This window comes from Longirhabdus pacifica, assembly GCF_004115085.1.
GTDB classification, from domain to species: domain Bacteria; phylum Bacillota; class Bacilli; order Paenibacillales; family DSM-105158; genus Longirhabdus; species Longirhabdus pacifica.
On sequence record NZ_QXJP01000006.1, the window covers coordinates 42667 to 55783 of the forward strand.

Below are 13117 nucleotides of genomic sequence, written 5' to 3' on the forward strand. Positions count from 1 at the left end.
TGAGAACAAAACAATCGATTATTGGAGGAGATTTATATGGTCAAAAAAGTGTTAGGCTTAAAAGTCCCAGATGTGAATTGCAGATTTAATCAAAGATATTATTGTATACCGCAATCGTATTGTCATGGGTATGGAAGAATCCTTGTTATGAAAAATGAATCTGGTGCAATATGTTATGAAAAATTAATTAATTGCGGTTGTTAATCTCCATATTTACTAACAAAAAATGACCACCAATACAAAATGAAAAGGGAGGACAAATAATGAAAAAGCATTTCGCATTTCTTCTTGCAACTTTTTTGTTCTTATCTAGCGTGTCCATCACTTTTGCAATTCCTAAAGACGGCATATACGTAAATAACGTAAAGCAAACATATAGCCTGGATGATTATTCAACTTGTAAAAGTGTTCCGACCAAGATCTATCATACTAAAGAACAAAACGGCAAATTGTATACTGGTTATTTATACAAAAACGATCTTTGTATTATAAGCGGTGATTCTTTACATGCAAGCTACTCAGGCTGGGTGACTTACGAAGAAGTAATATATTAGTATTAAGTTATTTTATGTACTTCATTACATTTTAAAATGATAAGGGGTTAATACATGATGAAAAAACATTTAACAGTATTTCTTGCAGTTTTCTTATTCCTTTCTAGTGTATCCATTACTTTCGCTATCCCTGAAGTTCCGCCAAATGGTGATGTGAGGTATGTAAATGTAACAAAAACATTTAGCAAATCATACTATTCTAGTTGCGCTAGCATTCCTTCTAAAATTGCTCATGCTGAAAAATATAAGGGTAAATGGTACAAGGGAGAATTAAATAAGCTAGGATATACTTGCACAAGCAGCGGAAATGTATGGTCCGTTAATTACAAAGGATTTATTGTATCTTCGTAATTTTTTATTTTAATTTTCATGTCATATCATTGTGGTTATATGAAAAAGAAAATAACCCACCTGTGGAAATGAAGATGAATATATGAAAACAAGCAGGCTATGTTGAAATCATTCAGCATAGTCTGTTTTTATATGCTTCGTACCGAAACAGAACTATGTTAAACAAAGGAAAATAGTAAGCGTTTGCAGAATAAGGTATAGAGCAACATAGTGATGTGACTATAAGCGTATGATAGTACTTTTACAGCATAAATATAAAAGAAATAAAGCGATCACCATGTTAAAAGTAGAAATGAAAGAGGTGGCTTAAGTGAGTTGTCTAAATATTTCGGTAATTGGTTCTGGAATAATGGGAAGTGGTATTGCGCAATCCCTTGCTATGGGTGGAAAAAGCGTCGTTCTATATGACATATCAGAGCAAGCACTGGAAAAAGGAATGAAGACGATACAGAAAAGCTTAGCTCGATTTATTAAAGCAAACAAATTAACAGAAGAACAATCTGATCAAGTGTTAGAGCGAATTACGTGCATACAAGATATACAACAAGCTGCTAGTCAAGCGGATTTGATTATTGAAGCGGTAACGGAAAATCTGGACTTAAAAAAAGAGATTTTTACACAATTAGATCAGTATGCGAAGCGCGAAACCATACTAGCGACGAATACATCGGAACTCAGTGTGACAGGGATTGCAGCAGCAACGAAGCGAACGGACAAAGTGGTTGGCATGCATTGGTTTAATCCAGCGCCTATCATGACATTGATTGAAATTGTACGTGCGATGGATACGTCAGAAGAGACGATAGAAAAGATAAAACAACTATCAGAAGAAGTAGGCAAAGAAACGGTTGTGGTGAAGGATAGCCAAGGTTTTGTGACCTCAAGAGCTGTGGCGTTGCAAATGCATGAAGCGATGGAAATATTGCAAGAAGGCATTGCCAGTGCATCGGATATCGACAAGGCAATGAGATTAGGTTTTAACTATCCGATGGGCCCATTAGAATTAGCAGACTATGTTGGACTGGACACCGTATGGCATGCTAGCAAAGGAATGGTTGCGACCTATGGTGAAAAGTTTAGACCGCCACAAATACTGAAAAAGTTAGTAGAAGCAGGCCACTATGGAAGAAAAACAGGTAGAGGATTTTATGAATATCCAGAAGATAAATAATAGGCGGTGAAATCTATGACAGAAGTGATTATTGCAAGTGCAGTAAGAACAGCAGTAGGAAAGAAAAATGGCGTATTTCGTAAAGTGCACCCCATTGATTTAGCAGCAGCAGTGTTAAAGGAAGTGGTACACAGAGCAGGCATGGAAGCAGCAGCAGTGGAAGATGTCGTGATGGGATGTGTATCTCCGTTAAAAGAGCAAGGGATGAACATTGCAAGATTATCTTTACTGAGAGCAGGATACCCTGTTACTGTCCCAGGCGTGCAGATTAATCGTATGTGTGGTTCTGGTCAGCAAGCCATTCATTTTGCCAGCCAAGAAATTGCCTCCGGTGATATGGATGTGACCATTGGCGGTGGTGTCGAACATATGACATGCGTTCCTATTGGCAGCGACGGGGATACATCCACCATCACACCTGAACTGCATGCACAGTACACTTTTGTTCATCAAGGGGTGTCAGCCGAGTTAGTAGCGGAAAAGTATGGCGTAACAAAAGCTGAGATGGACAGATATGCATTGCAAAGCCATGAGCGGGCCGTTGCTGCAATACAAGCTGGTTGTTTTGCAGACGAAATTGTAGGCGTAAAAGGCTTAGACAAAGCAGGCAATGAAATCATCGTCACACAAGATGAAGGACCAAGAGCGGATACGACATTAGATAAAATTGCTTCACTTCAACCCGCATTTAGGGAAGATGGCACCATTACAGCAGGTAATGCCAGTCAAGTGAGTGATGGTGCTGCCGCCGTGTTACTAATGAATAAGGAAAAGGCAGATCAATTAGGAGTAAAAGCACGAGGCAGAATTGTAGCACAAACCGTTGTCGGTTCTGATCCTACCATCATGCTCGATGGTGTCATCCCTGCTACCCATAAGGTATTAAATAAAGCTAATTTAACTATAAAAGATATGGATCGAATTGAAATTAATGAGGCGTTCGCTCCTGTGGTATTAGCATGGAAAAAAGAAACGGATGCAGACTTAGAGAAGGTCAATGTGAATGGTGGTGCCATTGCATTAGGACACCCACTTGGAGCAACAGGTGCAAAATTGCTTACATCGCTTTTGTATGAATTAGAACGCATACAAGGGCGTTATGGATTGCTAACAGTATGTATCGGACATGGGATGTCTACCGCAATGATTATAGAGCGGATATGATTGATAATATAATTAAGGTATAGATGGAAAAGTCCAACACGGTGAAATAAGTCATTTACCTTGTTGGACTGAATACGTTTTACAATATAAATAGGTCGAGATATTTAGGGATATTTAACGTGTTGCTAAAGTGAAGATAATATTTACATACCGCTACTAAACCATACTACCAATTATACCCATAAATATAACTATAAATATAATATAAAGAACAATTCCAATAGCTGCCATAATTAAAGCTGCTTTAGCATAATTGCTTCTAGTTACATTGGATTTATCTCCAAAAGCCCAAACAATGAGCATAATGATACCTACAAAAGGTATGGCTAAAATTAAGAAAGTAAGCAACCAATTTTTTACACTCATTTCGCTATGACTATTATTTACTTGTACGTTTCCACTCATTTTTACTCTAATTCCTCCTTGATTTTCACTAAATATAAACTTACAGCATATCCCTTTATATTACGTTATTCGACACATACTACATTAAACCCTTTTTTTAATTAAAAGTTTCGAAAGATTAATCAAAAAAACAAACTTGCACATTTAACATGGCTAACCTTTTTGAATTTTTTTCCTGTATAATATAAGAGATGTCAATAAGGAGGGGTATGGTGGGAAAAATTAAAGTTACCTTACTAATAGGTATTAGTACATGTGTATTTATATGGATAGTCTTGTCAGATAAAAATTCATCACATCAGATGGAAGTACAGTATGAACCTGCATTACATGAAGTGAGCAGTGAAACACAGCAAGAGAATAATATGAATGACATCGAGACGAATTCAACATTACAACCACAACAAGGAAAGTTACTTATTTCACCAAGTGAAGCATTCTTAGCCGATAATGATGAACTGAAAGCCCATTTAAATTTTATGTTTGCAGAAAGTGTTAGGTTGAATTATGTATATGCAGAAAACAAACAGATTCTAAACAGTTTGGACATTTGGGAAGATGGAAGCATAGTAGAAAAAGAATGGAGTACATCCTCATCAACCATATTAGGCGAAATTGACGGCGTATATTCCGTTTCATTAAAGAATACATACCATCCTGAAGAACTAGTGGAACTGGTAAGAGTAATGCCGACGGATACTGGTTATGTTACGACAAAAGGATTAATGCAGATAGGTAAGTCAGGAATGAAAGATGATTCTGAGCTGACTATTTATAAGTCAATTGAACAACCAATACAAGTTTCGGTTGGGCAGTATGAAGCCGTAGCGGGTTATTTTTTATATTACGACAACGGAGATGGTAGTATGGAATATACATCAACAGACTCTATGGAAGAACAAGCAGCAGAAGCGGACTGGGCCATTGTATTTAAAGTTGGTGTATTTGAAAAAGAATGAAAGAAAGCAGAATCCGAAAATATAGATGATAGTGCAACTATAGCATGGTGTGAAGATAGGAACAAAATAAAGTCTTCATGCATGATGATTGTTTTAGGAGCAAATAAAAGGAGAGAAGTGTTATGAACGCCAAGAAAAGGTTAAGTGTAGTTGGCTTTTTATGTATCGGCATCGTTTTGTTTATTGCTATTGTTTGGGGAGATCAAGCTACAGATCACCGCATACAAGAGACCAATTACGAAGAAATGGCAAACAGTGAACCGACAAATATTGATTCTAAACAGATGCAAGTACGCATTACCCCTAACAAACAGTTTAAACTGGACATAGAGAAAGTGGAGCCTCATGTGAAGTTTATGTTTGCAGAAAGTGTAAATTTAGAATACTTGGAGTCTACGCAAAATAAATTGTTAAACTCTACTTATGATGTGTGGGAAGATGGGAGCAAGGTAGAAGAGAATACGGAGGGCTTTGGGTCTGGTGTGAAAAATGTATCCAATGGACAATTTTCGGTGACGTTGAAGTCTGTTCCGAATTCAGAACATGAAGCAGAACTTGTCAGAGCAGTACATAGTTCTTCTGGCTATGGAGCACCAACCACAGTCATACAACTTGAAATACCAGAAAGCGAAAACGAAAGAGCCAGTACAGCATCTGTTTTGGAAGAAGCTGTTACCGTTCCACTTGGACAATATGAACCTGTCGCTGGTTATTATGTGTATTTCGGTGATACTAACAGCAGCGGGATTAGTGTTATGGTGGCTGATTCTATGGAAGAACAAGCAGCAGATGCAGACTGGGCTATCGTATTTAAAGTTGGCTTATTTGATGATGAAACTATCAAATAAACACAACCATAATGATTTGGATCAAATAGTCAATGCTGTGACAGGAGCATATCCTTTAAAAGGATCACTAGATTCATTTAATTTAACATATTTTGTGTTACGTGTATCAAATTTAGTGTGAATCAATTACTTTTAAGTGGAGGGATGCGTTGTGAATGTGTATATCATTTTGATGATTATGTGTGCTCTTTTTGTTCCGTACAACTTATTTGGTATTTTAATTCTCAACAACCATAGTATATGGCTTTATAACGGTATTGTTGTAGGAATTGTAATGGGGATTAACTTTTACGTTCAATACAAAAAAACAAAGAAGTTAACAAAAGACACAAGCAATTAAAATCGAAGGGTGAAATGGCCAGCTCTAGTATTCTTATGGAGTCCTAATCTATGGCGTAAATTTTATATTCATGCTGAAATTTTTCTAACGATTGCAAGTAGTAATAGCCACCAGTTTGTTTCTTTTCTGTATCATTTTCTTCTAGCATGGTGACTGCTACTTGTATCACATTATTGTTCATATACGCAAAGTTTGTCAGTGCTAATAATGTATATTGATTTTGATGAGTTTGAAATTGTTCTTCAGTAAATCCAGTTAAATATTACATTAGAAATGATAGAAATAACGATATAACAGCATACCCAAATAGGACTGATTGCAAGGATCATCCATATGAACAATGGAGTGAAACATACAAGCCAGTCCCAAAGTACAAAGTACAAAAGTAGCTGTGCAACAGAAGAGGTTATGATTTATAATTTTTCTCATGATTCAGGAGCCATTCTTTTCTTTCTAGTCCTCCGCCATATCCACCTAAATTTCCGTCCGTTTGTATCACTCTATGACATGGGATAACAATGGATAACTGGTTTGCCCCGTTTGCATTTCCAATCGCTCTTATCGATGTTGGTTTATTTAGTGATACGGCTAGCTTTTTGTAAGTACTCACTTCGCCTATGTCTATCTTTAACAATGCATTCCAGACTGCTTTCTGAAAATCAGAACCATAACATTTTAAAGGTGTCTCAAATTTCTTTAATTTTTTGTCGAAATATTGCTGTAATTCATTTTCAATTTGTATAGATATGCTCGTTTTGCCTGGAATAATAGCTGCCTTTAATCTATTTCGCATGCGTTCAACTTCTTTTTCCAGTCCTCTACGATCCACAAATTCAAGTAAATATAAAAAATCTTCGTCCGCAATACTTACCATTGGCCCTAATTTTGTATCTATCCAGTTTGCATATAGGATTTTAACGTTATCCGACTTAGCTGGTGCATTTCCCATAATCATAGAAAAGGCATCCGTAAACCCACTAGAGGAATCATACCCTGCATCCAGCTGAGCATGAATAATTTTTTCTCCAGTTCTAATGGACTTAAGCGCTATTCCCATCCTTCTAGCTCTGGCATATTGAACAAATGTCATGCCATAAATTTTTTTGAATTTTCTTCTAGCGGTAGCTGCGTGAATGCCCAGTGTTGAAAAATCAGCATCTTTCCATCTTTTTTCTGGATTTTCTTCCACCAGTTTTATCATTTGCTTTACTAAAGAAGGTATTTCTTTCGGGTAAGACAAGGGATGACATCTTTTACACGGTCGAAAACCAGACAATAGGGCTTCTTCAGCAGACGCATAGAAATTACAATTTTCATATTTAGGTTTTCTTGCTGGGCAAGTAGCATGACAAAATACTCCCGTTGTCTTTATACCTGCGAAAAAAATACCATCATATTTTGAATTTCTGTCTAACAATGCTTGGTAATATTGCTTTTTTAATGTTTCGTCTTTAATCATTGTAAACTCCTTCTATTACGTCATTAGAAGCTCTATTTGATTGTCTATTTGATAGCGATTTAGATGACGCAAGATATCCTCATAAAAATAATTCATATTCTTGTCTTTGTACTCTTGGTATAAAAAGTAGAGTGAAGGTCCGAAGCTAATTCTTGCTACACCCAAGTTGAAGTAATCCATGATGGTATCTTTTTTTATATCTAACATTACATTAATGGGCACTGTAGAGTTATTCGTTATGTTTAGTATATGGTTCGAATTGTTTAGTCCAGGGATGAAAATACAATCGGCTCCAGCGTCTGAGTAGGCTCTTATTCTACTTAAAGTTTGTTCTAAACATGCGTCGTTTGCATTGTTCTCCGTTATATTACCTGTAAAATAAGTGTCTGTTCTTACATTGATGAACATATCACTGTTCATCTTCTTACAAACTTCACGAATACATGCTATTTTTTCACATTGATCTGCTGCACTGTGTAAAGTGCCTGTTCCTTTTATTTTATCCTCTATATTGATTCCAACCACACCATTTTCTATTAATGTGGTTATGTTTTTTTCTAACTCATGTAAGTTTTTTGCATACCCAGATTCTATATCTACTGTAATATAATTTTTACTTGGTTGCATTTGTTTGATATAAGTAACTATTTCTTCAAAAGGCATGTTTTCTCCATCTTCATATCCATAATAGTCAGCCATGGCATAACTTCCGGTTGGTATTAGTTTGATATGATGACTTGCTAAAGCCTCTGCACTTTCCACACTCCAAATATTCAATAACACGATTGGTTTATTTTTTTGATGCATACCCCTAAAGTGTTTTACTTTTTGTTTAGTGTTCATTTTTTTCTCCTTTTGTTGTATTTAGTCAGATTATAAAAGATCTACTGCAACAGAACATACGAAAAATGAACACCTATATAAGGTTCATTATTTCTTCTTGTATTTTTTTAAATCTTCCTATATGTAGCTCGCTTTTATAGTATTTATTGTATAATAATGGATGTGGAAGTGAATAGGGAGGGTTATTTAATGAAAAATGTAAAGGTAATTGGTTTTATATGTATCATCTCATTGTTATTTATAAGTATGGTATGGGCAGATCGCGCTCCATTAGATAATGTGAAAGATGCAACATCCAAATTAGTAGATGATGTTAAAGATGCAACAGAAGATGCAACAGAAGATGCAACAGAATCGAAATCAACAAATGATTGGAGTGACGCAGATCGGGAAGAACTAAAGCCAATACAAGGGAAGATGCTTATTGCACCAGCTACAGATTTTACAGAAGATCTGAAGAAATTTGAGCCACACTTGAACTTTCTTTTTGCGGAAGGTATGACAGTGAGATATTTAGAAAATACAGAAGGTTTGACGTTACAATACGGCTACGATATATGGCAAGATGGTCAAAGTTCATCACAAGAATTAACGACGGAACCGTTGCAATTAAACGAAGTTCTGGACGGTGAATATACTGTTACGATGAAGTCCATTGGGGAGTCAGAAGATAAAGTAGAGATTACAACTGTATTTCGGGATAATTCGGGCTATGGAGCTTCAACTATTCCGATGGAATTAGGAAATGCTGAAAAAAAGGATAACGATCATATAAAAACCTATCGATCTGTGGAAGAACCGATTTACGTTCCTTTTGGACAGTATGAGGCCGTGATGGGGTATTATATATATTATGATGATGGCTCTGGTTATATAGAATTTTCAAGAGGAGAAGATTTGGAACAACAAGCAGCAGAAGCAGATTGGGCCATCGTGTTTAAGATCGGTTTATTTGTGGAAGAGTGGAAGCAGGAAGAAATAAAATTAGAAACGGAAGCACAATGACAGGAAGAAATGTACGAAGATAAAAGGTAGACTAAGAAATTTAAAGCTAGCATTTAAATGAGGAAACAAATGATATTCTATTAAAACTAAACAAAACAGAACATATGTGCTATAATAGGAGGCAAATGACGGTGGAGGGTATAGTATGTGTCAACGATGCAGCTGGAGTGGTAGTGACCCAATATACATAACATATCATGATGAAGAATGGGGAGTTCCATTACATGATGATCTAAAGTTATTTGAGTTCCTACTATTAGAAGGGTCACAAGCAGGATTGAGCTGGATTACGATTTTAAAAAAGAGAGAAAACTACCGAGAAGCTTTTGATCAATTTGATCCTGAAAAAATAGCGAATTACGATCAAGCAAAGTTGGAGCAGCTATTGAACAACGAAGGTATTGTCCGTAATAAACTCAAAATCAATGCTTTTATCTCAAATGCAAAGGCATACCTGCAACTGAAAGAAAAAGCAGGTAGCTTTAATGATTTCCTATGGAGTTTCGTTCAGCACAAACCGATCATAAATCATTGGCAAACGATAGAAGAAGTACCCGCCATGACTCCAATATCAGAGAAAATGAGCAAAGCTTTAAAAAGAGAAGGGTTTAAGTTTGTCGGCCCAACGATATGCTATGCTTTTATGCAAGCAACGGGCATGGTTAATGATCATACCTCAGATTGTTTCCGTCACAAACAGTTACAGTAATAGTGACGATGCCATATAAACAAGGAAAGATCAAACATAAAATGACTGGAATAAGTCCGGTAAAATACCGAATTCAATCCAGTCAATCAGCTACATCATATGAAACTCTAACTTTTGGTTTAACCACCGAGAGATTCATGTAAGTTACTCTGTTTTAAGTTTGTGTGTTAATGGTTGTTGGGTTATGGCACTGTAAAACATATTGTTCATCATACACGAGAATAGGTAATGCATCGCCTTCCATAAGGGTAAGCACCATTTCAGTTTTTGTAACTTCAATCTGTATTTTGCGGTCTTTATATTGAAAATAAAACTCAAACCCTTGCCATTTCCTAGGCAATAATGGAGCTAGAGAGATTCCGCTTTCTTTCAATCGCAATCCTGCAAATCCATAAACGATACTCATCCATGTCCCGCCCATGTTAGCGAGATGTAGTCCATCTTTCGTATTATGATGAAGGTCATCAATGTCCAAACGTGCCGTTTCCATGAAATAATCGTATGCTTTATCTGGTTCTCTCAATTTAGCAGCCATAATGCTAAAAATACTGTAAGAAAGAGAAGAGTCATGCGTTGTAATGGTTTCATAGTAGTCAAACGTACGCTTCATCGTTTCCGTATCACTTTCATCTTCCACAAGAAAGTGAGCGAGGACAGTATCTGCCTGTTTACATACTTGATATCGATATAACGTTAATGGATGATAGTGTAATAGTAAAGGGTATTTCTCTTTAGATGTGGATTCAAAATCCCAAATGGCTTTATTCAAAAACGTATCATCTTGTGGGTTAATGCCTAACTGCTCGTTGTAAGGCAAATACATGTTGTCAGCAACGTCCCGCCATTGTTGCACTTCTTTTTCCTCTACATGGAGTTTTTCACATAACGTTTTTAATGCTTCACCATGTGAGGATAACAATTGATCGTACACTTTCGCAGCCCACATCAAGTTGTATTTTGCCATCACGTTAGTATAGTAATTGTTGTTGACGATACAAGTATATTCATCAGGTCCCGTCACACCGTCGATTCTGAATTTTCCATTATAGTAATGCCCAACATCCATCCATAGCCTTGCGGTTTCAAACAAGATTTCTGCACCGTATTGCACCATGAAGGATTGGTTATAACTAGCTAAATAATATTGAATGACACTGTAAGCGATGTCTGCACTAATATGATATTGTGCTGTTCCTGCAGGGAAGAAGGAAGAGCATTCTGTTCCCGAGATCGTACGCCAAGGATATAACGCTCCTTGCCCATGCCCCATCTCTTTTGCCCTTTCTTTTGCTTGTTCCAACGTATGATATCGATATCGTATAATGCTTTCTGCCATCTGTGGATGTGTCATGAGGAAGAATGGGAACATATAAATTTCTGTATCCCAGAAATAATGTCCCTCATACCCGATCCCAGACAGTCCTTTTGCAGCAATGTGGCTGTAAGGATCTCGTCCTATCGATTGTAAAAGGTGATAGATGTTAAAACGAATACCTTGTTGTAGTTTGCTATCTCCCTTAATCTTTATATCAGCCATAGACCAAAAATGATCAAAATAAATGTGCTGTTGTTGTTGTAATGCTTCTATATTGAATTCCATGATATCATGTTGCAACTGGATGGCAGTGTCTACAAATGTGTCACCGTGTCGCAATGTATCCGTGTATATGCATTTTTTAGTCACCGTAACAGGCTTAGAAAGTGTGAATTGAAACGTACTTATTAGCTCGTCTTCTAATGTCGTAATTTCCTTGTAGTAGACGGTGTTTATTTCATGACGAACAGCACAAGCTGTTTTCAAGTTAGACTGTGTCGTTTTGGCAATAATGAGATGCATATCGTCTTGGTGTACAATCTCCTCGGTATGTAGTTTGGAGACATGAGCGCTGACTCTTGGATCAGATGTATCCACTGTAGATGCTCCCTGTCTACTTATACTGGCAGACGAAAATATTTTCACATTACCTAAGAAGTTGACTGGTTCTAACTCCACATGAATGACAAAACATTCTTTCGTTATCATACTGACAAGACGATGAAAACTCACAATGATTTCTTTACCTAATGGAGATTTCCAATGTACTTTTCTTGTTATACATCCACGATCTAAGTGCAATGTTCGCTCATAATGCATAATCTCTCCAGTAAATAAAGAGAAGCGTTCCATTTCGTCACCTAAGTAAATTTGCACCGTCTGACAGTCTATGATAGGAAGTAACGTCTGTTGTGTAGTAGGGAAACCGTATAACTTTTCCCCATATGGAATGTCTACTACATCGTGAAAGGCATTCATATAGGTTCCTCTCACAGAAGGCATGTCATGTTCATATCCTTCTTCAAAATTACCACGTACGCCAATATATCCGTTGCCCAAACTGTATAAGCTTTCATTTTTCCACAACTGATTTGCGTTAAGTTTTTTCTCCGTTAATGTCCATGTCACCATGTATTTTTTTCACTCCACTATCGTTATTCTTTAATACTTCCAGACACGAGTCCAGACACAATTTGCTTTTGGAATAGAAGCACTATAATTAAGGTAGGAATCGTAACAACAATGGTTGCTGCAGTTACTTCTCCCCACAAAATAGAAAACTGCTCTTTAAGAAAACTCATGAATACGGGCACGGTATGATACTCTCTGTTGATGTTGAGCGTAATGGTTAACAAAAACTCATTCCATGCAGATATAAATACGATAATGCCTGTTGTAAACACGCCAGGTGCTGCTAATGGAAAGATGACACGCACTAACGTTTGTAATGGCGAAGCCCCATCTATTCTTGCTGCTTCTTCAATCCCGTGCGGAATTTGATTGAAATGTGTGACTAGAATCCAGACCGCCAGCGGCAAGGTGATGGTGGAGTACGGAAGAACAACAGCATAGCTGTTCGTCCAACCAAGATTCAGGAAAAGCTGATATATAGGTCCTACCGTGATCATTTGAGGAAACATGGAAACGGCTAAAATGAGTCCCATCAACAAGCTTTTCCCTTTAAAATGAAAGCGAGATATGGCATAAGATGCTAGCGTAGCCACGACAACAATGTAAAGGGTCGTGGACATAGAGACAATAAAACTTGTTTTTAATGCTCCTAATATCCCTTTTTCAAATAGTACCGTGTAGTTGTCCCACGTAAAAACTTCTGGGATGATACGTAATGCATTCTCACCCATAATTTCTCCAGATGTTTTGAACGATGTAATGAGTGTCCAAATAAAGGGGAAAATAATGATAAACAAATAAATGATGATGCTGCTATATAACGTTACTTTTCTCCAATTGGTTCGCTTTTTCATTACGCTTCC

At 36.9% G+C, this 13117-nt stretch carries 13 protein-coding genes; 8 read left to right on the top strand and 5 right to left on the bottom strand.

What is annotated here, in order from left to right; all coding sequences use genetic code 11:
* Window positions 1-263: 263 nt before the first annotated feature.
* The 4 genes from D1Z92_RS06320 to D1Z92_RS06335 all read left to right on the top strand — a co-directional run bounded on the left by D1Z92_RS06320 (window position 264) and on the right by D1Z92_RS06335 (window position 3240).
* Window positions 264-554 (top strand): hypothetical protein, encoded by a 291-nt coding sequence (locus D1Z92_RS06320; RefSeq protein ID WP_128894824.1) that lies wholly within the window; start codon window positions 264-266, stop codon window positions 552-554.
* A 54-nt stretch (window positions 555-608) separates the two neighbouring features.
* Window positions 609-905, top strand: coding sequence for a hypothetical protein (locus D1Z92_RS06325; protein WP_128894825.1), 297 nt, complete (start codon window positions 609-611; stop codon window positions 903-905).
* 310 nt (window positions 906-1215) lie between these two features.
* Window positions 1216-2076: a 3-hydroxyacyl-CoA dehydrogenase family protein gene (locus D1Z92_RS06330; protein ID WP_276318864.1), complete on the top strand. Its 861-nt coding sequence runs from the start codon at window positions 1216-1218 to the stop codon at window positions 2074-2076.
* A 15-nt stretch (window positions 2077-2091) separates the two neighbouring features.
* Window positions 2092-3240: a thiolase family protein gene (locus D1Z92_RS06335; RefSeq protein WP_128894826.1), complete on the top strand. Its 1149-nt coding sequence runs from the start codon at window positions 2092-2094 to the stop codon at window positions 3238-3240.
* Window positions 3241-3396: 156 nt separating this feature from the next.
* Here the strand turns inward: D1Z92_RS06335 and D1Z92_RS06340 are convergent, their stop codons facing one another.
* Complete coding sequence (locus D1Z92_RS06340; protein WP_128894827.1) at window positions 3397-3645, bottom strand: hypothetical protein; 249 nt, start codon at window positions 3643-3645, stop codon at window positions 3397-3399.
* A 212-nt stretch (window positions 3646-3857) separates the two neighbouring features.
* Here D1Z92_RS06340 and D1Z92_RS06345 point away from each other — a divergent pair, with 212 nt between their 5' ends.
* Complete coding sequence (locus D1Z92_RS06345) at window positions 3858-4604, top strand: hypothetical protein (protein ID WP_128894828.1); 747 nt, start codon at window positions 3858-3860, stop codon at window positions 4602-4604.
* Between the two features lie 122 nt (window positions 4605-4726).
* Complete coding sequence (locus D1Z92_RS06350) at window positions 4727-5452, top strand: hypothetical protein (protein WP_128894829.1); 726 nt, start codon at window positions 4727-4729, stop codon at window positions 5450-5452.
* A gap of 746 nt (window positions 5453-6198) precedes the next feature.
* On the opposite strand, the gene D1Z92_RS06355 is transcribed toward D1Z92_RS06350, so the two are convergent.
* Both D1Z92_RS06355 and D1Z92_RS06360 read right to left on the bottom strand, forming a co-directional pair.
* Entirely contained in the window at window positions 6199-7251 is a 1053-nt protein-coding gene (locus tag D1Z92_RS06355; RefSeq protein WP_128894830.1) for a bifunctional transcriptional activator/DNA repair enzyme AdaA, read from the bottom strand.
* 15 nt (window positions 7252-7266) lie between these two features.
* Entirely contained in the window at window positions 7267-8094 is an 828-nt protein-coding gene (locus D1Z92_RS06360; protein WP_128894831.1) for an isocitrate lyase/PEP mutase family protein, read from the bottom strand.
* A 189-nt stretch (window positions 8095-8283) separates the two neighbouring features.
* Between D1Z92_RS06360 and D1Z92_RS06365 the strand changes: the two genes are divergently transcribed.
* Both D1Z92_RS06365 and D1Z92_RS06370 read left to right on the top strand, forming a co-directional pair.
* Window positions 8284-9099: a hypothetical protein gene (locus D1Z92_RS06365; protein WP_128894832.1), complete on the top strand. Its 816-nt coding sequence runs from the start codon at window positions 8284-8286 to the stop codon at window positions 9097-9099.
* A gap of 145 nt (window positions 9100-9244) precedes the next feature.
* Entirely contained in the window at window positions 9245-9808 is a 564-nt protein-coding gene (locus D1Z92_RS06370) for a DNA-3-methyladenine glycosylase I (protein WP_128894833.1), read from the top strand.
* A gap of 154 nt (window positions 9809-9962) precedes the next feature.
* Here the strand turns inward: D1Z92_RS06370 and D1Z92_RS06375 are convergent, their stop codons facing one another.
* Window positions 9963-12254, bottom strand: coding sequence for a glycoside hydrolase family 65 protein (locus tag D1Z92_RS06375; RefSeq protein ID WP_128894834.1), 2292 nt, complete (start codon window positions 12252-12254; stop codon window positions 9963-9965).
* Between the two features lie 23 nt (window positions 12255-12277).
* Window positions 12278-13108 (bottom strand): carbohydrate ABC transporter permease, encoded by an 831-nt coding sequence (locus D1Z92_RS06380; RefSeq protein ID WP_128894835.1) that lies wholly within the window; start codon window positions 13106-13108, stop codon window positions 12278-12280.
* Window positions 13109-13117: the final 9 nt, after the last annotated feature.